The organism is Polynucleobacter wuianus, assembly GCF_001659725.1.
Classification (GTDB): domain Bacteria; phylum Pseudomonadota; class Gammaproteobacteria; order Burkholderiales; family Burkholderiaceae; genus Polynucleobacter; species Polynucleobacter wuianus.
In genome coordinates this window covers 178,127-200,948 of the sequence record NZ_CP015922.1, presented here as the reverse complement: position 1 = coordinate 200,948, position 22,822 = coordinate 178,127, and the positions used below count along the sequence as shown (strand labels likewise).

Below are 22,822 nucleotides of genomic sequence, written 5' to 3'. Positions count from 1 at the left end.
TTCACTGCACTACTAATTCAACTAAGCGATTGTATTTTTAGCTGCTTGAACTGCTGCGATTACTTTTTCTTTAATTTGCGCTAGCGGGATATTTTCTGACTCAGCATCTGTGCGCCCCTTAAATTCCACTTGAGAATCTGCCAAGCCGCGGTCACCAATCACCACGCGGAATGGTACGCCAATCAACTCCCAGTCAGCAAACATCGCACCCGGGCGCTCATTGCGATCATCCAAAATGACATCGATGCCCGCTGCAAGTAATTCATCATGCAATTGATCGCATGCTGCTTTAACCGGTTCTGACTTTTCGTAACCCATTGGGCAGATAACTACCTCAAATGGTGCCATGGAGATCGGCCAAATAATGCCCTTCTCGTCATGACCCTGCTCAATCGCAGCCCCAAGTAAACGGGTTACACCAATACCATAGCAACCCATCACCATCGGCTGCGCTTTACCTTGCTGATCTAAATAAGTACAGCCCATTGCTTCGGAATAGCGAGTACCCAATTGAAAAACGTGACCCACTTCGATACCACGACAAATATCTACAACACCCTTACCGTCAGGCGAGGGATCGCCAACTACCGCATTACGAATATCCAGAACGAGAGGCTCTGGTAAATCACGACCCCAGTTCACCCCAGTTAAGTGATGTCCAGCATCATTAGCGCCGCATACAAAGTCAGACATGTTAGCAACCGTACGATCAGCAACTACGGTCACGTCCGAGCTCACACCAACTGGGCCCAGATAACCCGCAGGTGCTCTACATGCTTGTTTAATTTCCGCTTCAGTAGCAAAGCGGGATTCAGCCATTCCAGGAATCTTGCTAGCCTTAACTTCGTTGAGTTCATGATCGCCACGCACCAACAACATGAAGAGTTTTGCTGGCTCTTTTTCTTGATCTGCAGCAAACAATAAGGATTTCACTGTCTTCTCGAGTGGGATATTCAAGAACTTAGCAACATCTCCACAATTGGTCATGTCAGGCGTTGGCACCTTAGTCATTGCCTGAGTAGCAGCAGAGCGAGTAGCAATTAAAGCTAATGATTCTGCAGCCTCTAAATTAGCGGCGTAATCAGAGCTAGGGCAATACACAATTGCATCTTCGCCCGTGTCTGCAATCACATGAAACTCCTGGCTGCCAGACCCTCCAATCGCACCGTTATCTGCAGTCACAGCCCGGAACTTCAGGCCCATGCGCTTAAAGATGCGGGTGTAGGCATCAAACATGATCTGATAGGACTTCTTTAAACCTTCAGTATCGCGATCGAACGAGTAAGCATCTTTCATACTGAATTCACGACCACGCATGATTCCAAAACGTGGGCGGCGCTCATCACGGAACTTCGTTTGAATTTGATAGAAATTCACCGGCAACTGTTTGTAACTCTTAATCTCATTACGAGCTAAATCAGTAATCACCTCCTCAGAGGTCGGCTGAATTAAAAAATCACGATCATGGCGGTCTTTAATTCGAAGTAACTCTGGGCCCATTTTTTCCCAACGACCGGTCTCTTGCCACAACTCTGCAGGCTGAATCATTGGCATAAGTAATTCAATTGCGCCAGCATGACTCATTTCTTCGCGAATGATATTTTCTACTTTACGGATTATCTTCAATCCCAGAGGCAAATAGTTATATATGCCAGCGCTCAGCTTGCGGATTAAACCTGCACGCACCATAAGCTTGTGCGAAACCACCTCAGCATCAGAGGGAGCTTCTTTTAGCGTGGCGAGAAATGATTGTGAAGCTTTCATGTATGGATATAATCAAATCATTGATTTTAAAGGATTTGGGGCACGATCATGCTTGACCGTGAAGGGTATCGACCCAATGTCGGCATTGTCCTCCTTAACAGCCGTAACGAGGTTTTCTGGGGAAAACGCGTTGGGCAGCATTCGTGGCAGTTCCCACAGGGTGGGATAGCTCATGGCGAAAGCCCTGAACAAGCGATGTACCGCGAATTGCACGAAGAGGTGGGCTTGCTGCCGGAACATGTCCAGATTATTGGACGAACCAGGGACTGGCTCCGTTATGACGTCCCTGAGGAATACTTGCGCCGCCAACACGCTACCCGAGTTCACCGTGCTGCTTATCGTGGCCAAAAACAAATCTGGTTTTTGTTGCGCTTTGTTGGCTTAGATAGCGATATTCAGTTACGCGCTACAGAACATCCTGAGTTTGATGCCTGGCGCTGGGTTCCATTTTGGATTCAGCTTGATGCTGTTATCGGCTTTAAACGTGAGGTCTATCAACTCGCCTTATCGGAGCTTGCGCGCTATCTCGCAAAAGGAGTGCGTATGCAACAACTCGCTTGGGGAACTCCTTTAGAACTCCTGCAATCTTTTTACTCCAGAGGAGACGATAGTCCTAAAGAGCCCACCAAATCGGATAAGCAAAAATAATGAACCCACTCTTTCGCACTCTTAGCCAATATCTCACCTGTGCCCTTGCAGCCACAACCTTAGCGGCTTGTGCTGGTGATCCCATGGAAAGTGGTCTGGACCCTTTTGCGCCAATGGAATTTAAGGAGGGCACTACGAAGATGCCTCTTAACCCGCCTAATCCGTCAACCCTTTTGCCTTTTTACGTATCGCAACATACCGTATTTAAATTTGCAGTTGATACAGACTCTATTTTGATTGGCGCTGATGGTGTCACTCGTTATATCGTTGTGATGACGAATCCTAGTGGTGGACAACAAGCGCAATATGAGGGTATTCGATGTGACTCATTTCAGTGGCGCCTTTATGGCACTCTAGAAAATAACGTTTGGAAAGAAAATCCACTTTCAAGCTGGAGAGGAATCCAGAGCAATGTGCCTAATCGCTATCAAGCTGCCTTAGCACAGGGTGCGTTTTGTAATTTCAATTCTCAAGAGAAAAACATCAAAACTATTCTTCAGTCACTTAATCCCAATGGATTTACAGGTGGCACAAAGCCAACCAACTCCTTTGGTATTCAATAAAATGGGTGACGTTTCTGGTATTTAGTGAGCAGCTTTAGAACTTAAGCAAGTCCCAATCTTCTCACCCGATAGAAGTCGAGTTAATACATCTGGTTCGCGCCCAGAAGCAATCACGGTAGATGCGCCGGTTTGCACGGCAATTTTTGCTGCCAAAACTTTAGTTAGCATCCCACCTTTGCTAAGCTCACTTGCAGCACCGCCCGCCATTTTTTCTAAAGCAGGATCGCCAGCAATGGCATCAGTTAGTAGGGTTGCAGCTAGATTCTGACGTGGGTCAGCGGTATACAAGCCACCCTGATCAGTAAGAATGATCAATAGATCTGCATGTACTAGATTGGTTACCAAAGCAGCCAGACTATCGTTGTCACCAAATTTAATTTCATCGGTAACTACCGTATCATTCTCATTAATGATCGGTACTACACCTAACTTTAATAAAGTATCTAGTGTGCCTTTTGCATTCGCATTACGCTCAGCGTGAGCTAAGTCAGCATTCGTTAGCAAAACCTGTGCACTACGCAAATTGAAACGCGCAAAACAACTCTCATATACCTGGACTAAGCCCATCTGACCAACAGCGGCGGCAGCCTGAAGCTGATGAATTTCTTGTGGACGCTTTGGCCAACCCAAACGCTGCATGCCTTCGGCAATAGCGCCTGAACTTACCATCAAAACCTCATGCCCAGCTTTGAGAAGGCCTGCAATTTGCTCTGCCCACTTCGCAATGGCGGCATGATCCAAGCCCTCGCCATTATTGGTAACAAGGCTAGAGCCTACTTTGACAACGATGCGTTTAGTTTGTTTAAGGTTCATAGCAAGTGAAGATGCTCAATTAACTTTAATCCGGTGTTTTATCTTTATCTTGCGCTTGATCTTGATAGCGCGGATCCGCTGCACGCTCCTCAGCATCATCCCGATCACGCCGCACGGAATCTAAATAATCTTGTAAGGAATAGCAAAGCTTGTCGCACCCTAAACCAGTCAAAGCGGAGATCTCAAATACAGGACCTTTCCACTTAAACTTTTTCACAAAGTCAGCAACAACCTTCTTGCGATCCTCTTCCGAGATCATGTCGACCTTGTTTAAAACCAGCCAGCGTGGTTTTTCAACCAAAGCTTCGTCGTATTTACGTAGTTCATTTACGATGGCATTAGCATCAGCTACTGGATCGACATTCTCATCAAATGGCGCAATATCCACCAAATGCAAGAGCACCCCGGTGCGTTGTAAGTGACGCAAGAAGCGATGGCCTAAGCCTGCACCTTCAGCCGCACCCTCGATTAACCCAGGAATATCCGCAATCACAAAACTACGTTCATTACCAACACGCACTACACCTAAATTTGGATGCAAGGTTGTAAATGGGTAGTCTGCAATCTTTGGTCGAGCATTCGAAACTGCGGTAATCAAGGTGGATTTTCCAGCATTTGGCATACCCAACAAACCTACGTCAGCCAATACTTTTAATTCAAGCTTCAACTTGCGACGTTCGCCAGGTTTGCCATTGGTTTTTTGGCGTGGCGCTCTATTAGTCGAACTCTTAAAGTGAATATTGCCCCAACCGCCAACGCCGCCTTGTGCCAAACACAAACGTTCACCATGAGTAGTTAAGTCAGCAATAGGCTCACCAGTTTCATAATCAGAAATGATGGTACCAACTGGCATACGCAATTCAATATCGTCACCAGCACGACCATAACAATCGGCACCGCGCCCGGGCTCACCATTTTTTGCAGTGTGCGTTTTAGCGTATCGGTAATCAATTAGGGTGTTGATGTTTCGGTCAGCAGTTGCCCATACGCTTCCGCCTTTACCGCCGTCGCCGCCGTCAGGGCCACCAAATTCAATAAACTTTTCACGGCGCATAGAGGCACTCCCGGCACCACCCTGGCCGGCTATAACTTCAATACGTGCTTCGTCTATAAATTTCATGAATAAAAAAGGCCTCGCTTAGCGAGGCCTGTTCCTAAGAGTTAAATTCGGAATAAATCTGAATCAAACGTGTCTCAGTCAGGCGCCTTATGAACGAGGCAAGACTGAAACTTGGGCCTTCTTCAAAGCACCCTTAACGCCGAATTCCACTTGACCGTCAATTAAAGCGAACAAAGTGTGATCCTTACCAATACCAACGTTAGCGCCTGGATGCACGCGTGTGCCACGTTGACGAATGATGATGCCGCCAGCATTAATGTGCTCGCCACCAAATACCTTAACGCCTAAGCGTTTCGATTCTGAGTCACGGCCATTTCGTGTTGAGCCGCCACCTTTTTTCTGTGCCATATCTTTCTCCTACCCTGAATTAGGCTTTAATCGTGTTGATCAAAATTTCAGTGAAATTCTGACGATGGCCTTGGTGCTTTTGATAATGCTTGCGACGGCGCATCTTAAAGATTGTCACTTTATCGTGACGTCCTTGGGAGACGACAGTGGCCATCACAGCTGCACCATTAACCAATGGATCACCTAATTTCAGTGAAGCGCCTTCGCCAACGGCGAGGACTTGGTCAAGAGTGATTTCGCTGCCGATTTCCGCTGGTATCTGTTCTATTTTCAATTTTTCGCCTGCAGCAACTTTATACTGTTTGCCACCGGTTTTTATGACCGCGTACATGGTTTGAAACCTCAATTAATATCTACATTTAAGCTAATCCACCCTGGATAAGCTAAGCCCATTATTATATCTTGCATGACGAGCACTGTCAAAATCAATGAGTTAAGCCAAATCCTGGCCCCTATTTCCTTAGAATTCAAGGGCTTAGATGGGGTGATTCGCGAGCGTTTGGCCTCAAAAGTTGCCTTAATTGACCAAATCTCGAGCTACATCATCCAAGCTGGCGGCAAGCGGGTAAGACCCGCCTTATTAATGTTAATTGCCAAGGCTCTAGCTAACGGCAAAGCGACACCCCACATCCTTGAAATGGCCGCTGTAGTGGAATTTATCCATACAGCCACCCTATTGCATGACGACGTGGTCGACGAATCGACCCTTAGAAGGGGTCGCGAGACCGCGAATGCCGCTTTTGGTAATGCTGCTAGCGTTTTAGTGGGCGACTTTCTGTATTCCAGAGCCTTTCAGATGATGGTTGGACCTAATGACCTACGGGTGATGCAAATCCTGTCAGATGCCACCAATACGATTGCTGAAGGTGAAGTTTTACAACTTCTCAATATGAATGACCCAGAAGTAGATGAAGCTAGCTACCTACAAGTCATTCGCTACAAAACTGCTAAGTTATTTGAGGCCTCCACTGAGCTTGGTGCCATCTTGGCAAACGCCACCGATGTTCAACGTGAGCAAGCTGCTGCTTTTGGTCGTCACATTGGAACTGCATTTCAATTAATGGATGATCTTTTAGATTACACAGCCAACGCTGCGCAAATGGGCAAGAATGCTGGTGATGATTTACGTGAAGGAAAACCTACTTTACCGCTAATCTATTTGCTTGAGAAAGGCAGCAATGAAGAACGTTTATTAGTTCGTGCAGCGATTGAACAAAACCAAGATTTACCAGACGATGTATTCGCACAAATTCTAGGTGCCGTACAAAGCTCCGGGGCGCTTGATTACACGCAAGCTGCTGCAAAGCGTGAAGCAGACTTAGCTTTGGAATGTATTCAAGGTTTCCCAACAAACGAAGCAACTTCTGCACTACAGGCTCTTTGCGAATACTCTCTTTCTCGCCAGACCTAAGGAATTAATTTCCAACGCTTTGCATTCTAAGTTCACGCGCGGTAATGCGCGCCTGCTCAGCCTCATCACGCAATCTTTCCAGTTCCGACTTGGATAGCTTTTCTATATTTGAATAATCGGTTTTCCAACTCGGATCAACAGACCAAATTAAAGGTGATTGCACTGTAGTTCGTGGTGCTGGCCCAAATTCCAGCAAGCGCAAAGCTAATTCAAAATTTAGTTTTTGTGATTCTGGGTCATTCGGCCTTGCTGCTGCATTTCCTAATGGAAAGTCGCTGAACAGCAATCTGGGAACGCCGCAGTACTCAACGATATCTTTTGCTGCGCCCATTACCACGGTAGAAATCCCATTTGCCTCTAGGTAACGAGCCAATAAACTTTGACTCTGATGACAGATAGGGCAGTTCGGGATCAAGACGGCAACATCAACCTGGTCTGCACGCAACATTTCCAAAATGAGGGGGGCATCGATTTCTAAAGTATGGCGTTGACTGCGATTGGTGGGTAAGCCATAAAAATTCGGTGAAAGCGCTTGAATTCTTGCTGCCTTTGCAGCTTGACGGGCAGCGGCCAACGGAAACCAGCAATTGCTATCTTCCATATTGGCATTTTTACGGTCAATGCCGACATGCGCGATTCTCAAATCAAGCTCACCATCGATTGACATTTGATACGGCTGATAAAACTTTGCTGCGGCGTTATAAGGGGCTCCAGGCCCTTGATTCCCTTTATCAGCGTCATACGGAACTGCGGTAGTAATCAACCCTAAGACCGATTGACTAAGTGGCTTCTTGAGCGGCGTAAATGGCACATCAGTGTAATGCGCCCACACATAGGGGTTGTCATACCCCAAACCCAAGTAATAGCTCCGCGTACGCTCAATATAACGAACAGGTTGATCCAATTCTGGTGCAAAAACAAGTTCAGAAGTCTGAGACATCTACCCACCCCTGTAAGATATTGACTATCAAAATTTACATTATTAGGAACTCATTATGGCTCAATGGCTTAGATTTCAACATCAGGGGAAAAGTGCTTTAGGACAAGTGCAGGGCGATCAAATCGCAGTCTATTCAGGCGACTTATTTCAGGGCCCAAAGCCTACCGGTGAAAGCCTCAAATTGGCTGATGTCACGATCGATATCCCATGCACACCCTCTAAAATGGTCGCCATGGTAGATAACTTTCATGCCCTAGTAACCAAGCTAGAGCATGCAGTTCCAGCAGAACCGCTTTACTTTCTCAAAGGTAATAACTCTTTCCTTGCAGCTAATCAAGTCATTCGCACTCCTAAGTCTTACTCTGGAAAAGTAGTCTACGAAGGTGAACTTGGGATCGTGATCGGCAAACATCTATACGAGGCTGATGAAGCCGAAGCAGCCAAATCAATTTTTGGTTACACCTGCATTAACGATGTGACTGCGATTGAGATTCTCAATCGTGACCCTGGATACGCACAGTGGACTCGTTCAAAAAGCTTCAATACCTTTGGTGTTTTCGGTCCCTACATCACTACCGATGTAGATCCAAGCAAATTGACCATTAAAACAATTCTCAATGATCAAGAACGTCAGAATTATCCAGTGGCAGACATGATCTTCCCTCCAGCAAAACTCGTCAGCCTCATTTCTCAAGACGTGCCGTTGGAGCCTGGCGACATCATTGCCTGTGGCACCTCAGTAGGCGTCGGCTCAATGAAGCCTGGCAGCAATGTCAGCATCATTATTGAGGGCGTTGGCCAGTTGGATAATCGCTTCGAATAAAACGACCGCCCCAAAACAAAAAACCCTTGCTATGTGAGTAACAAGGGTTTTTTAATGCCGCAGATTAACTGCTAGTCTTTTTTACACTTAGTAACCAGATACCGATGGCAGAGCTAAGCTACCCTTAGAAGCTTGTACGTTTTCATCTAAGTACTTAGTCAAAGCAAATACGGTATTTAAGCATGGTGTAGGTGTTTCAGTAATCTTGCCAAGTTCAATGACTGACCCTAAGAGCGCATCAATCTCTAAGCTACGGCCAGCCTCTAAGTCCTGCAGCATTGAAGTCTTGTGTTTGCCAACCTTCTCTGCCCCAGCAATTCGACGCTCGATATCCACCCGGAAAGTAACGCCTAACTTTTCAGCGATAGTTTGTGCCTCAGCCATCATGTTGCGCGCTAGCTCTTTCGTGAGTGGATATTGGCAAATACCTTCTAAGGTGCCGTGGGTCAATGAGCTAATAGGATTAAAGGTCATATTGCCCCAGAGCTTGAGCCAAATCTCAGAACGAATGTCATCCAAGATGGGGGACTTGAAGCCAGCCGCACCCATCATTTCGGAAATCTTCTGAATGCGCTCAGTAGTCTTACCGTCTAACTCACCCAATGGGAAGCGATTGCCTTCCACGTGACGAATCACACCAGGAGCCTGGGTGAATGTTGCCGGATAAACAACGCAACCAATAATGTTGTTTGGATTGATGGCTTTCTTAGCAACGCCACCAGCATCCACCGTTTCTACAGAATGATCTTGATACTCGCCACCCAACTTCTGGAAATACCACCAAGGAATTCCGTTTTGCATTGGAATCAAAATCGTTTCTGGGCCCATGATGGCTGCTAAGTCATCAATAATCGGCTCCACTTGATGTGCCTTTACTGCCAGAATCACTACATCCGGAGTTTCAGCATCTCTAATTTTTTCTACTGCCTTGACTTCTGCAACCAAAGGTTCCGGCTGATCATCCATGATCAATGCCAAACCGCGCTCTTTAATAGCAGCTAAAGTTGCACCGCGCGCAACAACTGTTACCTCATTGCCCGCTCGCGCCAACATGACAGCTAGGTAGCCACCAATGGCGCCACCTCCACCGATCACACAGATTTTCATAGGAACTCCATAAGAATAAAAATTTTTGTATTAACGTCATATTAGATGAGAACATTTTGCGGTGCTACAATTTTGATTGCCTAATTTTTAAGCAAATCTTGCTTTAAACTGCTTTTAATAGGTCTTTTGGCACTAAACTTCCCAAAAGCATGCCTGCGATGCTGGCCAATAGACCAGCCAATTGAGGCGGCATGATGGCATTAGGGGCTAAAGTTTCGCAACTAATCCAAATAGTCAAACCCCCTACAACTGCCAACAATCCACCCAAAGAATTCGCTCTAGGCCAATAAACTCCAAAAGCGAGTGGCACAAATGCAGCAACTAGAGTGACCTTGTAGGCGCTCTCCACCATCTTAAAAATGGACAATTCAGAATTGACTGCAAAGAATGTGACTACAACTGCAAAACAGAGAACCGTGATCCGCATGATTTTGAGTAAGTCGTGATCTGAGAGATGTTTAAAAAAGCCCCTCACAATATTTTCTGCAAAAGTGACCGAGGGTGCCAACAAAGTTGCACTAGCGCAACTCTTGATTGCAGATAGCAATGCACCAAAGAACATGACCTGAGCAATGATCGGCGCATGGTTCAAAATCAGCTTTGGCAAAATCATTTGTGGATCGGTGTCTAAATACTCTTTCACCAAGCCAGGATTAATGAGCGTTGCTGAATAAGCCAAATACATTGGCACAAAGGCAAAAATGAAATAAAGAACGCCGCCCAATATTGCAGCATTGACCGCAATATTGACATTCTTACTAGAGGTTATGCGCTGGAAAACATCCTGCTGAGGAATAGATCCCAGCATCATGGTGCATAGCGCCGCAACGAAGCCTAAAATCGATGTCAGATTCATATCGGGCCAGAAGTTACTAAATTGCCCAGCCGCCGCCGCATGCTCAATCACGACACCAATACCACCGGTTTGAGTAGTCATCTCGCCCCCGATGTAGAGCATGCCAATCACAATAATGATCATTTGAATAAAGTCAGTAATTGCAACTGACCACATACCTCCAAACAAGGTATAAATCAACACACTAGCGGCGCCAATCAACATGCCGCCGGTTTGAGAGATGCTTCCCTCTGATACCACATTAAAGACTAGGCCTAGAGCCTTAATTTGCGCAGCTACCCATCCCAAATAGGAAACCACAATACAAAGCGTTACTAAAACTTCTACCGTACGACCATACTTTTCTCGAAAGAAATCGCCAATGGTCAACATGCGGCGGTTATAGAGATGCCTTGCAAAAAAGAGGCCAACCAAAATTAAGCAAAGTGAGGAGCCAAAGGGATCGCTTACTACACCACCCAAACCTTCCTTGAGGAAAGTAGCTGGAATACCTAAAACTGTCTCAGATCCAAACCAGGTAGCAAAAACGGTTGCCGTCACGATGGGCATTGGAAGGCTATGTCCTGCAGCAGCAAAGTCGGCAGTATTTTTTACACGCAGAGCAGCCCACAGGCCAATGCCAACAGATACCACCCAGTAAATGATGACGAACCAGATCAGCACGCCCAATTTCTCCTTACAGAATTTGGTGAAATTATATGGCTATGTCACTTTTGTTAGTAAGGAAATAAGTGCCGATTTGGAGCATGCTGGTCTGACATAATTGAGAGGTGCATTCACCCATGTCCACCCCCATTGCGAGCCTAGATGTCGATCTGGCATACCAAAAAGCTATTTTGGGCTCAGTGTCGCGAACCTTTGCGCTTACCATCCCCTTGCTACCACCAGAAATTGAGAAGGTAGTTGGCAATACCTATCTTCTCTGTCGCATTGTCGACACTATTGAAGATGCCGCAGATCTGAATCCGGAAACTAAGCAAATATTATCAAGATTATTTCTTGATGCTGTTTTAGAAAAATCATCGGTTCAATCATTTGTTGACCCTTGTCTTTCAGCACTTCAGGGTTATGGCAACCAAGATGAGCTGGATTTAATTGCACACACTCCAACTGTACTCAGAATTTTGCACACATGCTCCAGCAAAGACCAGGCTGCAATCAGTCGATGTGTCTCGATCATGTCAGAAGGCATGTCTCACTTTCATGGAAAGCAAACTCAAGCTGGGCTGAAGGATCTTCAAGAGTTTGAGAAATATTGCTATGTAGTAGCCGGTGTTGTTGGAGAGCTTTTGACAACTGTATTTAGCAATAACTCCCCTACTTTTGCAAAAAGTATTCAGGGGCAGGAAATCTTGGCAATTGCCTTTGGTCAAGCACTGCAAATGACTAATATCCTCAAAGACTCTCCAGAGGATCAGGCCCGTGGCGTCTCCTGGAAGCCAGCCAATATAGATCAAGCTACGCTCCTCAAGATTTCATACGAAAAGCTTCAAGATTCCATGCGATATATTCTCCTCATCCCCAAAGAAGATATTGGAATCAGACGCTTTTGTTTCCTAGCTTTTGGCCTAGCTGTGATGACACTGTCTAAAATTGCCAACTGTAAAAATTTCGATCACAAAGATGAAGTAAAGCTTTCCAGAAAAACCGTCATGGCGTTTTATGCCTTCACAAAAATTGCCGTTGGTAGTGATACGCTAATGAAGATCTTCTTTAATACTGCATCGAGTTCGCTTAAGAACTGCAGTCGAACTTAAAGCACTCCCTCATGTTTTAAAAGCCATGTCTTAATTTGACGATATAAACCCGGCGAATTTTCTTTCATGAAGCCACCGATACCTTGCGCAGACACTACGCGATGGCATGGAGTAACTAAAGGGAAGGGATTGGCGCCACAAGCCGCTCCTACTGCACGGGGTCCACTCTTGATGGCACTTGCAATCTCACCATACGTTTTCGCCTGACCTGACGGAATTTCTCGAATACGACTCCATACTTTTTGCTGGTGGGCAGTTCCCAAAATCTTCATCGGTAAGTCAAACTCGAAATGGGGGTCGTTAAAGTAGGCTTTGCATTGTTTTGCTACTTCCTTAGCCAATTCATTTTGAGGTTTAGATAAAGGGGTTTTAGCTGAGAGATAGTCGATCTTTGATAGCATGAGACTGCCATCAACTAATTCAGTCAAAATCCCTAATCTTCCAAAAGGGGCATCTATCACGCAGTAACGCGCACTTTCCAAAAGGGGTGCATTTTTAGATAAAGCCATGGGGAATAATTCTCACACAAATCGAAAAAGGTGCTGACGAGCTTTTCTACCCCAGCTATAGCTTGTGAAATCCTACTTTGCTATATTGAATCATCCTTCATTTTTTCAGGCTTAGTCCATGGACAACTTTTTTGATGATTGGCCTCTGTATAGCCAAGCTGCTTTAGTCCTGTTTTTACTCGCGCTTTCTGGCTTCTTTTCGATGGCCGAAACGAGCATGCTCTCATCCAACCGTCATCGCTTGCGTGCAATGGCCAATAGTGGCAATTCCGGTGCCGCACTTGCAGAAAGACTCCTGAAGCGAATCGACTCGCTTTTGTCTGTGCTGCTGATCTCCAATAACCTCATTAATACCATTCTTCCAATCTTAGTGACAGGCATTGCCCTGCATCTCTTTGGAGAAAGTGGCCTTGTTCTTTCTATTGCCACACTAGTAGTAGCTTTACTCATCATCATCTTTAGTGAAATCACACCCAAAGTCATCGGTGCAGCCTTCCCAGAAAAGATTGCATCCAATGTGGGCTGGTTCATCCTGCCACTGACTTTTTTACTCAAACCCCTACTTTGGCTGATCAATAACTTTGTATCGGGCTTGATGAGATTGTCCGGTCTGCAGTCATCATCTGATAGTCGGGCGATGAGCAAAGAAGAGTTACGTAGCTTAGTTTTAGAATCTAATCGCTTCGTCTCCAATCACCATCGCAATATTTTGCTTAACCTATTTAACTTAGAGAACATTAGGGTGGATGATGTAATGACACCCCGTTCCAAAATTGAAGTCTTGGATCTTTCAAGGCCTATTGATGAGGTGGTGCAACAGCTAGAGACCTGCTATCACAACAAATTACCTGTTTGTGATGGAGACTCAGAGCGTATTGTGGGCATTCTTTCCGTTAAAAAAGCCCTGTCTTTGCTGGGTGACTCCGATTTAAAACATGAAGACTTTAGATCGCTTATCAATGAACCTTACTTTATTCCTAGTGGCACACCAGTATTGCAACAAATGCAATTCTTCCAGGATAACCAACAACGCTTAAGTCTAGTGGTGAATGAGTATGGTGAGGTTTTAGGTCTTGTGACGTTTGAAGATATTGTTGAAGAACTCATTGGTGAATTCACAACCTCTTTTTCGAATCTCTCTACCGAGCCACACTGGCTTACAGATGGGACTTATCTTGCTAGCGGCACAGCATCTCTTCGTGACCTCAATCGCTTGTTGAATCTTGAACTTCCATTAGAAGGGCCACGAACCCTCAATGGCCTGATTTTAGAAAAATTAGAAGCCATTCCTGATCACGATGTGAGTATCAGAATTGCAGGCATTGTCATGGAAATTGTGCAGTTTGATGACCAAGGTGTTAAGACTGTCAAGCTGTATCGCCCCAATCAAGATCAAGATTGAGTATTTCTCATGATGACTCACTCATTATTCGCACCTGGTATGAGATCGCAGCCAATGCTCTCACCGCCAGAGCTAGCGACATTCATATTGAGCCCAGTAATTTAGGTACTCTAGTTCGCATTCGGGTTGATGGTTTACTAAATGTTCAATCACAACATTCTGCTGAACTACACGAACGCCTCATCACTCGCATCAAAATATTAGCTCGCTTAGATATTGCAGAAAAACGAATTCCGCAAGATGGTCGTTTATGCATCGGTTTAGATTTTTCTAGTCCCGATATTGATTGCCGGGTCTCTATTCTGCCAACACTATATGGTGAGAAAGCAGTTATTCGCATCTTGCCCAATCGGCTAGAGGAGCTTTCACTAGAGCACATTGGTTTATTACCAGAGCAGATGGCCATTTTGCATAAAGCCCTTTCTCAGCCCAATGGTCTTATTTTGGTAACGGGTCCCACGGGTAGCGGTAAAACTAGAACGCTGTATAGCTGCCTGCGAAAACTCAACCAGACCCATCGCAATCTTTGCTCTATCGAAGATCCCATTGAAATTCGCCTACCTGGTGTCAATCAGGTGGCATATCACCCGCGGGCAGGACTCGACTTTCCAGTCATTATCAAAGCACTACTCAGGCAAGACCCCGATGTCATCATGATTGGAGAAATTCGGGATAGTGCTACTGCAAACCTAGCAATACAGGCTGCGCAAACAGGTCATCTTGTCTTAAGCACTCTTCATACCCGTAATGCTAGAGGAGCACTGGCTAGATTGAAAAGCCTAGGGGTTGATCAAGAGTCAATCGAGTCTTGTTTACATAGCGTAAGCTCTCAACGACTGATTCGAAAACTCTGTGGTGATTGCAAACCCGCAATGAATGCCAGATCCTCAGAGCTCTGTAAGACCTGCAAAGGCTCTCGTTATTTTGGTCGCCTAGGAGTTCATGAAGTTCTCAGCGCTCAGCATCTACTGGATCCATCTTTACCGCATATAAGCATGCGAGATGCTGGATTGTGCAAAGTCATAGAGGGTCTGATTGACAACGCCTCTTTAGATGCTGAGGTATCCATATGGCACTAAGCAAACAAGCTCAGCTAGATTTTGCACAGCAATTACTCACCCTATTAAATGCTGGACTGGCACTCTTAAACGCCATAGAGCTCATTCAGTCTTCCGCACCCAAGAATTGGCAAGGTTGGCTCCCAGAGGTACAAATTTACCTCAGAAAAGGTAATAGCTTTTCTCAAAGCCTCATTGCGCAAGATGATCTGTTTTCTATGGAATTTATTAATCTCATACGGGTAAGCGAACGCACGGGCAATATTGAGCTAGCACTAAAAACAATTTCTCAGCAGCTAGAGGCTCAAATTGAATTAACACGCAAAATTCAACAAGCGTTGAGCTATCCCATTATTACCTTGAGCAGCTCGCTTCTGCTGGTCATCGTCATGATGGTTTGGGTGGTGCCCGTATTCAAGGATGTCTTTGGTCACTTTCAAGCGGAGCTACCAGCCCCCACAAAGGCGCTCATTCAAATATCTTCGAGCATTAACCACTTCTTTTTTGAAATCTCCGCCTGTCTACTCGGTGGCGGTCTCGTATTATTTTTGGCTTGGATTAAATCAAGCTGGCTGCAAAAGCAATGCGATCGACTAAGCTTTCGTATTCCATTGCTAGGAACATTATTTCGCCTAGCAACCCTAACCTATTGGTGCCGCACCCTTGGTCACCTTTTAGACTCTGGGCTAGCGCTGCCCGATGCGCTGCGAGTTACCGCACAATCTTCAAATCATTGGTTCAGTCATAACTTAAGTGCGGAGGTTTTTAAACATCTTGCCAGAGGCTGGCCGCTAGGAGAAGCCCTGAAAAAAGCAGATCCAAACCATTGTTTTTTCGATTCTGAAACCTTGCAATTACTTCATATTGCAGCCGAAAGTGGCTTTCTTGCGCAAATGCTTGGTAAACGCGCAAATAGTCTGGGCTCTCAACTTAGCAATCGCCTTAATAACCTCAGTCACACTTTAGAGCCTTTGCTTATTATTGTGGTTGGCGTCATTATTGGTAGTCTAGTCATCATCTTATATCTACCCATATTTAACTTAGGTCAAATTGTTTAATGAACACTTTCACGGCTATCGAAATAGTTCGCACCTTGTTAGTCTTAGCATTGGTTTACTTGGCCTATGTTGATTTTCGAAGCTTTAGGCTTCCTGATTTCATTACTCTTCCCATGATCGCAATTGGGTTAATTTTTAATTGCTTAAGCCCTTGGAAATTTACTGGCTTTCAAGATGCCCTTACTGGTGCTGTTATTGGCTATTTATTTTTGTGGGGCCTCAATTTCATCTATCGAGCGGCAAAGAAACAAAATGGAATTGGCATGGGTGACGCAAAATTGTTATCCGCTCTGGGGGCGTGGCTTGGTTTAAGCGCCCTGCCAGGCATCCTCTTAGTGGCCTCGATTGGTGGCTTATTTGGAGGGCTGATATGGTTGCGAATCCAAAAAAAATCTCTTCAGACGGCATTTCCTTTTGGACCATTTCTTGCTATTGCTGGCATCATTGAGCTGTTATGGCCACAGATTCTTCAAACATGGATGCAAAGCAATCCGCTTTAAGCACGCTGAAGGGGCGCATTCCCCTCATCGGCTTAACTGGAGGTATTGGCTCAGGCAAAACTGCGGTGAGTGATTTGCTAGCAAAGCTTGGGGCCGGTATTGTCGACACCGATCTTATCGCTCATCAAATCACAGCCCCAAACGGCATTGCAATCTCAGCCATACAGAAGCAGTTTGGCACCGAATATCTGGATATCAATGGAGCTTTAGATAGAAGCAAGATGCGCGCCTTAGTATTTGCAAAAGTTGAGGCAAGAAAAGCATTGGAGGCAATCACTCATCCCCTCATTCGGCAGGAGACGATCAAGCAAGCTGAGTTACTAGTCGCCAAGGGCATACCCTACTTGGTATTTGTCGTACCCCTCCTGATTGAATCAGGCTCTTGGGAAGGACTGATCGACCGTTTAGTGGTCGTGGATTGCCCCGAAGAGATCCAAATTACTAGAGTGATGCAGCGCAGCAATTTACCTAGAGCCGAGGTTGAAAGAATTCTGCAGGCCCAGACATCTAGAAGAGATCGCCTTGCTCGTGCCGATATAGTCATCGAGAACCAAGGCAGTCTCGCGACATTGAATGTCGAAGTAAACCAGTTGCACCAAAAAATTCTACAGATTCAGAAAGATCAGCTCAGTTCGTCATAGAATATGGGCTTGTGATTGTCTACGAATACCCCTTCAATGAATTAGTTCGAAGCATGCTTCGACTGGAGTATTTGTTCGCCCGCTTCAACCATTTCGTTCGATCAGATGACCCCGAACTTCATCACAATGCAATTTCGATGTTGTTTGATCTTGGTGATATTGGCGCACGCGGCGATATCAAGTCACTACTCTTAAAGGAATTTGAGCGACAAAAATACGCGCTCAATGGCCTAAAGTCATCGCAAAAGGTTGATCAAGAAGCCCTTTCTCAAACACTCGCTGAAATTGATTCGGTTGCAAGTAAGATTAATCAATCTGCAGGCAGGCCAAATCTAGTAATTTCTGAGAGTGAATGGCTCAACGGAATTCGTACCCGCCTAAATATTCCTGGCGGCACAAGTCCAATAGATTTACCTAGCTACCATGCCTGGAAAAATAGTCCCTCGACTGAGCGTCGGAAACTTTTAGAAAATTTTGTTTGTCCATTGCTGCCATGGCAAGATGCTTGCCAATTATTTTTACGCTTATTACGCCAGTCAGGCGAAGCAAAAGATGTTGTAGCACACAACGGATCATTCCAACAGGCGCCCTCAGGAAAAATTTATCAGCTCATGCGTATTGCAGTCGAAGATGACACACTCTTCTCTGAAATTAGCGCCAATAAATACTTACTATCGGTACGCTTTATGCAATCTGATCGCGATAAAAAAGCACAGCCCGCTAACAAGGATGTGCCATTCAAACTGACCCTCTGTCAGTTCTAAGCCAAAAAGGCTTTCAGCCTTTCTAGCATTGGCCAAGCGGCCGGCAATAGCGGTTCCACAGTAGGTTTTTCTGTGCCTAATAACTCCCAAGATAAGGCCTGCCCTTCGCACCCTTTTGGGGTACCAGTCCAGTCTCGAATAATGCTGACGTACAAACGAACATAGGCGTGGGGGTAGTCATGTTCAAGAACGGTTAACTCTTCACTTGATTGAATATTGATTCCAAGCTCTTCTTGTAATTCACGTTTAAGCGCGTCAAAAACAGTTTCGCCTTTTTCAATCTTTCCACCCGGCACTTCCCAATAACCTGCATACGGTTTACCTGCAGGTCTTTGCCCCAAAAGATAGCGGCCGGATTGGTCTATCAATATTCCAGCCGCTACTTCAGTAACGGGTCGATGAATTTCACTCACAAGAATTCATTCATCCTAAGCATGTGATCCCGCCCAGTGTTTTGCGAACTGCCATGCGACACGACCTGAGCGAGAGCCGCGCTCTAAAGCCCAAACGAGCGCCTCTGAACGAGCTGCTTCAATTTGTGTGGGAGTTAACCCAAAGTGTTGCAACCAATGCGCGACGATAGCTAAGTATTCATCTTGTTTGGGTGGATAAAAAGATAGCCACAAACCAAAGCGCTCAGATAACGAGATCTTTTCCTCAACCACTTCGCCAGGATGAATTTCACCATCATCACTATGCATATAACCTTCGTTATCTTTCATGTACTCAGGTAATAAATGACGGCGATTGGATGTTGCATAAATTAAAACATTGTCAACTTGGGCGGAGACGGAGCCATCTAAGGCAGACTTCATTGCTTTGTAGCCTGACTCACCATCCTCAAAAGACAGGTCATCGCAAAAAACAATGAAGCGCTCGGGACGATCAGCCAATAATTCAGTGATATCCGCTAAATCGGCCAGATGCTCCTTTTCTACCTCAACTAAACGCAGTCCCTGACTAGCAAACTCATGCAAACTAGCCTTAATTAGGGAAGACTTGCCCGTTCCCCTGGCACCAGTTAGCAGAATATTATTGGCTGGTTTTTTCTGGATAAAGTTTTTCGTATTGTCCCGAATCGCATCACGTTGACGATCGATGTTTTGCAGATCCTCAAAGGTAATGTCGGATACATACTTTACGGGCTGCAAAAAGCCAATACTTCCGAAGATACTGTCTCTGCGACGCCATCTAAATGCTGTTGAAGACTTCCACTGCTCGTCAGTTAATGGCTTCGGTAAAAAAGTTTCGAGATGGTCTAAAAGACGGTCTAGTTTTTCATTCATAGGATGGATATCTTTTAAGAGCGATAGTCTGCATTGATCGAAACATAGTCATGCGACAAATCACAAGTCCACATCGTTTGTGTGGCAGTGCCACGGCCTAGATCAATCTTCACTGTGATTTCTGCCTCTTGCATAACCCGTTGGCCATCAGCCTCCTGATAGCTTGGATTACGACCACCGTCTTTAGCAACCCAAACATCGCCCAGCCACATTTGAACGTGATTGACGTCTAAGTCTTTGATGCCTGCATAGCCAATAGCTGCAAGGATACGGCCCAGATTAGGATCGCTAGCAAAGAATGCCGTCTTTACTAACGGCGAGTGAGCGACTGCTTTTGCCACCAAGCGGCATTCTTCAATAGTCTTTCCGCCGACTACTTCAATGGTCATAAACTTGGTAGCGCCTTCGCCATCACGCACAATCATTTGCGCTAACTTTCTGGAAAGGTCAATCAATGCCTTGCGAACAACTGCGTAAGATGGATCGCTTACGGATTTAATTTGCACTTCAGATTGGCCAGTAGCCATGATGATGAAAGAATCATTGGTGGATGTATCGCCATCAATCGTGATTGCATTAAACGAAAGGTCGGCAACCTCCCGGGTGAGATCACCCAATAAACCAGGAGCAAATCCAGCATCGGTTGCAATAAAGCCCAACATGGTTGCCATATTGGGATGGATCATTCCAGCGCCTTTGCAAATACCCGTTAAAACAACCTGACCCGTTGGGGTTTGAATTGTCACAGAGCTCGCCTTTGGCTGAGTATCCGTTGTCATGATCGCCTCAGCAGCATCGAACCAATTGTCCTCACCTAAATTGGCTACTGCTTTTGGCAAGGCGCTAATGATTTTCTGAATCGGCAAAGGCTCTAGAATCACCCCAGTCGAAAATGGCAAGATCTGCTCTGGATTAATGTTTAGATCCTTGGCCAAAGCAGCGCATGTTTCCAAGGCATGCTTCATACCCTGTTCTCCTGTACCTGCATTTGCGTTTCCAGTATTAACCACCAAGGCTCGGATTTCGCCTTTGCGCCCTTCTTGCGCCAAATGCTCACGGCACACCTGTACGGGGGCAGCACAAAAACGATTTAAAGTAAAAACGCCGGCTACCTGAGAACCAGGAGCAAGAGTCATCACCAATAAATCTTTGCGATTCGCTTTCTTGATTCCAGCTTCAGCGATGCCCATTTCAAAGCCTTTAACAGGCTTGAGGTCAGCTTTTAGGGGGAGAGGTAGGTTGACTGTCATAGTTTGATAATTGTAGATGAGGCTCAAAAACAAAGCGCGCCAATAAATGGCGCGCTTTATCGTTTACAGAGGGCTTTAATCAGGTTTTAACTGGTAATTCTCGAATTCGCTTGCCAGTGGCTGCAGCAATCGCATTAGCCAAGGCAGGGGCTACTAATGGCACCCCAACCTCACCCAAGCCACCTGGCTTTTCTTGACTGGGAATTAAGTGAACCTCGATAGCTGGAACTTGGTTTTGACGCAAGCTAGGGTAGTTATTAAAGTTGCTTTGCTGTACCCGACCATTTTCGATAGTGATGGCATTACCCAATGCTGCACTTAAACCATAAATTACACCGCCTGTGAGCTGAGCTCTTGCCTGATCAGGGTGAACCGTTATTCCGCAGTCAGAAACAAAAGTAATCTTTTTTACTTTGGCATCAGGCGTCGCAGTCTCTAGTTCGACAACGCAAGCTGAATAAGTGTCATAGCATTCCATCTGGGCCACACCAAATCGCTTACTTCCAGCACTATAGCCTGACTTCTTCACAGCAGTTTCAAGAACGTGTTTTGCTCTTGGGTGCTTGCTTAAAGATGCCAAGCGGAAAGCAACCGGGTCTTTTCCAGCAGCGCTTGCCGCTTCATCCACAAAGCTCTCAATTGCAAATGCATTCAATGCATTACTTACGGAACGCCAATAACCTACCCGCAATCCGATGTCTGTAATAACGTTAGTGATCTCCATATTAGGAATGTCATAGGTAATGTTATTTGAACCCTCGACCATAAAAGGATCAAAACCATCCTTCACAAACCCAGGGAATGCACGGGCTGTGACCGATTGAGAAACCATTTTTGCCTTCATGGTTGCCAGTTGTCCATTAGCACTTAAAACACCATCTACTTTATGAATACTCATAGGGCGATAGAAGTCATGGGTGATGTCATCTTCTTTAGTCCAAAGCATCTTGACGGGCATACCCGCTGCTTTAGAAATTTCAGCTGCCTGGCGAATGAAATCAAGCTCCAATTTACGTCCAAAGCCACCACCTAAAAATGTGGTTTCAATGCTGACATCTTCTGGCTTAACACCAGCTGCAGCAGCTGCAACCGCCTGGCCACCCTGCTGGAATTGAATTGGGCCAACAATTCTGCACTTACCATTCGAAACATCGGCTGAGCAGTTGACCGGCTCCATCGTGGAATGGGCTAGATACGGCAAAAAGTACTGCGCACTCAGGGATTTTCCATTAGAAACACTAGCGTATGCATCACCCACCGTCTTAATGATTGCGCCCTTCTTAGACAAACCCTCTTCTAAGGACTTCCGAACGACGGCATTATTTAAGTTTGCGTTAGGTCCTTCATTCCATGTGATCTTAAGAGCGTCTCTACCTTTACGTGCTGCATAAAAATCTTTAGCTAAGACTGCAACACCATCAGATATCTGAACCACTTTAATAACACCAGATACTTTAAGAGCGGCAGAGGCATCATAAGAAATTGGTGTTCCGCCGATTACTGGGCACTGTGCTAAAGAAGCAATTGCCATTCCAGGAATCTTGACATCTATTCCATACACCGCTTTTGCAGAAACTTTGGCGGGCGTATCTAAACGACGCATTGTCTCTTTGCCAATCACCATGAAATTGGCCGGCGACTTTAATGCTGGCTTTTCTGGCAATGGCAACTTGGCAGCTTCAGCAGCCAATTCACCATAAGTGGCTAACTTGCCGCTAGAGTGAGTGACTTTGCCATTCATGGCCTTGCAGTCAGATGCCGCTACATTCCATTTCTGGGCTGCAGCTTGCACCAAGACTGATCGCGTAGCCGCTCCAGCGGTTCTGAGCTTATCGAAGGCTTCACGAACTGAAGTTGAGCCGCCAGTAATTTGTCCGCCCAGCATTGCATTGATATAAACAGGGGCGACACCGGCAATCTCAACCTTGATCATTGAGAGGGGTAAATTGAGTTCCTCGGCGAGCAGCGCTGGCAAAGAGGTATAAACGTCCTGACCCATTTCTGAGCGAGCGCAAATTAAAGTAATTTGATTACTAGGCGTAATTTGAATCCAGGCATTTGCTAAGGCTGGCTTTTCACCTCCACTGGTTACAGCTTCACTAGTAATTGGTAAATACATACCCAACACAAAAGCCCCACCAAGAGTAGCACTTTGTTGAATAAATTGACGGCGGCTTTGGTTCTTTAAAGAATTATTTTTCATT

At 45.6% G+C, this 22,822-nt stretch carries 23 protein-coding genes and 1 pseudogene; 11 read left to right on the top strand and 13 right to left on the bottom strand.

The window, feature by feature from the left end; all coding sequences use genetic code 11:
* Positions 1 to 21: 21 nt before the first annotated feature.
* Positions 22 to 1,764: a proline--tRNA ligase gene (locus A8O14_RS01085; RefSeq protein ID WP_068947820.1), complete on the bottom strand. Its 1,743-nt coding sequence runs from the start codon at positions 1,762 to 1,764 to the stop codon at positions 22 to 24.
* Between the two features lie 48 nt (positions 1,765 to 1,812).
* On the opposite strand from A8O14_RS01085, the gene A8O14_RS01080 reads away from it, so the two are divergent.
* Both A8O14_RS01080 and A8O14_RS01075 read left to right on the top strand, forming a co-directional pair.
* Positions 1,813 to 2,412 (top strand): RNA pyrophosphohydrolase, encoded by a 600-nt coding sequence (locus A8O14_RS01080; protein ID WP_068947819.1) that lies wholly within the window; start codon positions 1,813 to 1,815, stop codon positions 2,410 to 2,412.
* Positions 2,412 to 2,975: a CNP1-like family protein gene (locus A8O14_RS01075; RefSeq protein ID WP_068947818.1), complete on the top strand. Its 564-nt coding sequence runs from the start codon at positions 2,412 to 2,414 to the stop codon at positions 2,973 to 2,975. The genes A8O14_RS01080 and A8O14_RS01075 overlap by 1 nt, the downstream gene beginning before the upstream one ends.
* Positions 2,976 to 3,002: 27 nt before the next feature.
* Here the strand turns inward: A8O14_RS01075 and proB are convergent.
* From proB to rplU, 4 genes and pseudogenes are all read right to left on the bottom strand, one after another.
* Positions 3,003 to 3,788: pseudogene (gene proB / locus A8O14_RS01070) on the bottom strand (glutamate 5-kinase); the annotation flags it as partial.
* 25 nt (positions 3,789 to 3,813) lie between these two features.
* On the bottom strand, positions 3,814 to 4,908 hold the full coding sequence (gene cgtA / locus A8O14_RS01065; RefSeq protein WP_068947816.1) for an Obg family GTPase CgtA: 1,095 nt from the start codon (positions 4,906 to 4,908) through the stop codon (positions 3,814 to 3,816).
* Positions 4,909 to 4,995: 87 nt separating this feature from the next.
* Entirely contained in the window at positions 4,996 to 5,256 is a 261-nt protein-coding gene (gene rpmA / locus A8O14_RS01060) for a 50S ribosomal protein L27 (RefSeq protein WP_068947815.1), read from the bottom strand.
* A gap of 19 nt (positions 5,257 to 5,275) precedes the next feature.
* Complete coding sequence (gene rplU / locus A8O14_RS01055; protein WP_011902040.1) at positions 5,276 to 5,587, bottom strand: 50S ribosomal protein L21; 312 nt, start codon at positions 5,585 to 5,587, stop codon at positions 5,276 to 5,278.
* Positions 5,588 to 5,662: 75 nt separating this feature from the next.
* Here rplU and A8O14_RS01050 point away from each other — a divergent pair, with 75 nt between their 5' ends.
* The gene (locus A8O14_RS01050; RefSeq protein WP_068947814.1) at positions 5,663 to 6,667 is read left to right on the top strand and encodes a polyprenyl synthetase family protein; all 1,005 of its coding nucleotides are present in this window, start codon (positions 5,663 to 5,665) and stop codon (positions 6,665 to 6,667) included.
* 4 nt (positions 6,668 to 6,671) lie between these two features.
* Here A8O14_RS01050 and A8O14_RS01045 read toward each other — a convergent pair whose 3' ends face one another.
* Positions 6,672 to 7,607, bottom strand: coding sequence for a glycine reductase (locus tag A8O14_RS01045; RefSeq protein WP_068947813.1), 936 nt, complete (start codon positions 7,605 to 7,607; stop codon positions 6,672 to 6,674).
* A gap of 55 nt (positions 7,608 to 7,662) precedes the next feature.
* On the opposite strand from A8O14_RS01045, the gene A8O14_RS01040 reads away from it, so the two are divergent.
* A complete protein-coding gene (locus A8O14_RS01040) occupies positions 7,663 to 8,430 on the top strand; it encodes a fumarylacetoacetate hydrolase family protein (protein ID WP_068947812.1) in 768 nt (255 codons plus the stop codon).
* A gap of 87 nt (positions 8,431 to 8,517) precedes the next feature.
* Here the strand turns inward: A8O14_RS01040 and A8O14_RS01035 are convergent, their stop codons facing one another.
* A complete protein-coding gene (locus tag A8O14_RS01035) occupies positions 8,518 to 9,537 on the bottom strand; it encodes a 2-dehydropantoate 2-reductase (protein WP_068947811.1) in 1,020 nt (339 codons plus the stop codon).
* A 103-nt stretch (positions 9,538 to 9,640) separates the two neighbouring features.
* Positions 9,641 to 11,056: a sodium:solute symporter family protein gene (locus tag A8O14_RS01030; RefSeq protein ID WP_068949648.1), complete on the bottom strand. Its 1,416-nt coding sequence runs from the start codon at positions 11,054 to 11,056 to the stop codon at positions 9,641 to 9,643.
* Positions 11,057 to 11,175: 119 nt separating this feature from the next.
* Between A8O14_RS01030 and A8O14_RS01025 the strand changes: the two genes are divergently transcribed.
* Positions 11,176 to 12,150, top strand: a complete 975-nt coding sequence (locus tag A8O14_RS01025; protein ID WP_068947810.1) for a phytoene/squalene synthase family protein — start codon at positions 11,176 to 11,178, stop codon at positions 12,148 to 12,150.
* Here A8O14_RS01025 and A8O14_RS01020 read toward each other — a convergent pair.
* Positions 12,147 to 12,659, bottom strand: a complete 513-nt coding sequence (locus tag A8O14_RS01020; RefSeq protein WP_068947809.1) for a methylated-DNA--[protein]-cysteine S-methyltransferase — start codon at positions 12,657 to 12,659, stop codon at positions 12,147 to 12,149. The two genes, A8O14_RS01025 and A8O14_RS01020, sit on opposite strands and share 4 nt — an antisense overlap.
* Before the next feature lie 118 nt (positions 12,660 to 12,777).
* Between A8O14_RS01020 and A8O14_RS01015 the strand changes: the two genes are divergently transcribed.
* The 6 genes from A8O14_RS01015 to zapD are packed head-to-tail and all read left to right on the top strand — an operon-like array spanning position 12,778 to position 18,082.
* Positions 12,778 to 14,061, top strand: a complete 1,284-nt coding sequence (locus tag A8O14_RS01015) for an HlyC/CorC family transporter (RefSeq protein WP_068947808.1) — start codon at positions 12,778 to 12,780, stop codon at positions 14,059 to 14,061.
* Positions 14,058 to 15,140: a GspE/PulE family protein gene (locus A8O14_RS01010; protein WP_068947807.1), complete on the top strand. Its 1,083-nt coding sequence runs from the start codon at positions 14,058 to 14,060 to the stop codon at positions 15,138 to 15,140. The genes A8O14_RS01015 and A8O14_RS01010 overlap by 4 nt, the downstream gene beginning before the upstream one ends.
* Positions 15,131 to 16,177 carry a type II secretion system F family protein gene (locus A8O14_RS01005; protein WP_068947806.1) on the top strand — a complete coding sequence of 349 codons (1,047 nt, stop codon included), beginning with the start codon at positions 15,131 to 15,133 and terminating at the stop codon, positions 16,175 to 16,177. The genes A8O14_RS01010 and A8O14_RS01005 overlap by 10 nt, the downstream gene beginning before the upstream one ends.
* Entirely contained in the window at positions 16,177 to 16,677 is a 501-nt protein-coding gene (locus tag A8O14_RS01000; protein ID WP_068947805.1) for a prepilin peptidase, read from the top strand. The genes A8O14_RS01005 and A8O14_RS01000 overlap by 1 nt, the downstream gene beginning before the upstream one ends.
* The gene (gene coaE, locus A8O14_RS00995) at positions 16,653 to 17,318 is read left to right on the top strand and encodes a dephospho-CoA kinase (protein WP_068947804.1); all 666 of its coding nucleotides are present in this window, start codon (positions 16,653 to 16,655) and stop codon (positions 17,316 to 17,318) included. The genes A8O14_RS01000 and coaE overlap by 25 nt, the downstream gene beginning before the upstream one ends.
* Before the next feature lie 11 nt (positions 17,319 to 17,329).
* Complete coding sequence (zapD, locus tag A8O14_RS00990; protein ID WP_068947803.1) at positions 17,330 to 18,082, top strand: cell division protein ZapD; 753 nt, start codon at positions 17,330 to 17,332, stop codon at positions 18,080 to 18,082.
* On the opposite strand, the gene A8O14_RS00985 is transcribed toward zapD, so the two are convergent.
* From A8O14_RS00985 to A8O14_RS00970, 4 genes are all read right to left on the bottom strand, one after another.
* Positions 18,079 to 18,495, bottom strand: a complete 417-nt coding sequence (locus A8O14_RS00985; RefSeq protein ID WP_068947802.1) for an NUDIX domain-containing protein — start codon at positions 18,493 to 18,495, stop codon at positions 18,079 to 18,081. The two genes, zapD and A8O14_RS00985, sit on opposite strands and share 4 nt — an antisense overlap.
* 15 nt (positions 18,496 to 18,510) lie before the next feature.
* Entirely contained in the window at positions 18,511 to 19,368 is an 858-nt protein-coding gene (locus A8O14_RS00980) for an ATP-binding protein (RefSeq protein ID WP_068947801.1), read from the bottom strand.
* 14 nt (positions 19,369 to 19,382) lie between these two features.
* Complete coding sequence (argJ, locus tag A8O14_RS00975; protein WP_068947800.1) at positions 19,383 to 20,618, bottom strand: bifunctional glutamate N-acetyltransferase/amino-acid acetyltransferase ArgJ; 1,236 nt, start codon at positions 20,616 to 20,618, stop codon at positions 19,383 to 19,385.
* Between the two features lie 79 nt (positions 20,619 to 20,697).
* Positions 20,698 to 22,821, bottom strand: coding sequence for a xanthine dehydrogenase family protein molybdopterin-binding subunit (locus A8O14_RS00970; RefSeq protein WP_068947799.1), 2,124 nt, complete (start codon positions 22,819 to 22,821; stop codon positions 20,698 to 20,700).
* Position 22,822 lies beyond the last annotated feature (1 nt).